The following is a 1641-nucleotide window of genomic DNA, read 5'->3' on the forward strand; positions in this document are numbered from 1 at the left end:
GCGGACTCCGCGCCCCCCTCCGTGGTGTTTTGCGGGGCGGTGGTGCCGGTTGCGGCGGTCCGGGAGCACTTCGCCGACCGCAAGACGACGCGGCTGCGCGTCTCGCACGCGTTCCACTCGCCGCTGATGGACCCGATGCTGGAGGACTTCCGCGAGGTCCTCAACGGGCTGACGTACAACGCGCCGTCGATCCCGGTGGTCTCCAACCTGACCGGCGCCCTCGGCCTCGGAGAGGACTTCACCACCCCCGACTACTGGGTGCGCCACGTCCGCGAGGCCGTCCGCTTCGGCGACGGCATCCGCACGCTGGAAGCCGCGGGCGTCACGCGCTTCCTGGAGCTCGGCCCCGACGGTGTCCTCACCGCGCTCGCGGCCTCCTCGCTCTCCGACGACGCCGTGCTGGCCTCCGCCCTCCGCAAGGACCAGGCCGAGGACACGACCGTCCTGACCGCCCTCGCACGCCTGCACGTCACCGGTGCGCACGTCGACTGGGCCGCCCTCTTCGCCGGCACCGGCGCCCGCCCGGTCGACCTGCCGACCTACGCCTTCCAGCACCGCCGGTACTGGCCCGACGCCGCTGCCGAAGCGGCCGGTGACCTCGGCGCCGCAGGCCTCGACAGCGCCGACCACCCGCTGCTTTCCGCCTCGCTCGAACTCTCCGACGACGACGGCCTGTTGTTCACCTCCCGGCTCTCCCGCCGGTCGCACCCCTGGCTCGCCGACCACGTCGTGCGCGGCAACGTCCTCCTGCCCGGCACCGCGTTCCTCGAACTGGCCGTCCGCGCCGGGGACGAGGCGGGCTGCGACCGCGTCGAGGAACTGACCCTGGCCGCACCGCTCGTGCTGCCCGAGCACGAGGGCGTCCAGCTGCAACTGCGCGTCGGCGCGGCCGACGAGACCGGCCGCCGCACCTTCACCGTCGCCTCCCGGCCCGAGGGCGCCGACGGCCGCGCCTGGGACCAGCACGCGACCGGCGTCCTGGCCGCGGGGGAGACGCGCACCCCGTTCGACACGACCGTCTGGCCGCCGGCCGGCGCCGAGGCGGTCGACCTGACCGGGCTGTACGAGGGCATGGCCGACGGCGGCTACGCGTACGGTCCGGTGTTCCAGGGCCTGCGGGCGGCCTGGCGGCGCGGGGACGAGGTGTTCGCCGACGTCGCCCTCCCGGAGGGCACCGAGGGCACCGGCTACGGCCTGCACCCGGCGCTGCTCGACGCCGCCCTGCACGTGACGGCCGTCAACGGGCTGCCGCACGGCGTCGTCCCGTTCTCGTGGGAGGACGTGTCGCTGCACGCCTCCGGCGCGTCCTCGGTGCGCGTGCGCGTCACCCGGACCGGCGAGGAGTCCGTCGCGGTGGCGGTCGCCGACGCCGAGGGCCTGCCGGTGGCGTCGGTGGGGTCGCTGGCCCTGCGCGCGGTGGCGGGCGGGGAGCCGGCAGCGGCCCGGGACGGGCTGTTCCGGGTGGACTGGGTGCCGGTGAAGACCGCAGCCGCACCGGAGTTCGCGGAGGTCGAGTCCCTGGCGGAGGTGCCGGAGGACGTGCCGCCAGTAGTGGTGATCCGACCGGCGGACGGCGACGTGCACGCGCGTGCGGCGCAGGTGCTGGAGCTGGAGCTGGGCTGGCTGGCGGAGGAGCGTTTC

The 1641-nt window shown here is 75.4% G+C and carries 1 protein-coding gene; it reads left to right on the forward strand.

Annotation, left to right across the window (positions count from 1 at the left end):
• Positions 1-24: 24 nt before the first annotated feature.
• A partial coding sequence (locus ACFV4F_RS43325) for a polyketide synthase dehydratase domain-containing protein (RefSeq protein ID WP_380511559.1) occupies positions 25-1641 on the forward strand: 1617 nt, incomplete at its 3' end.

Origin of the sequence: Kitasatospora sp. NPDC059722 (genome assembly GCF_042733235.1) — a bacterium.
Classification (GTDB): Bacteria; Actinomycetota; Actinomycetes; order Streptomycetales; family Streptomycetaceae; genus Kitasatospora.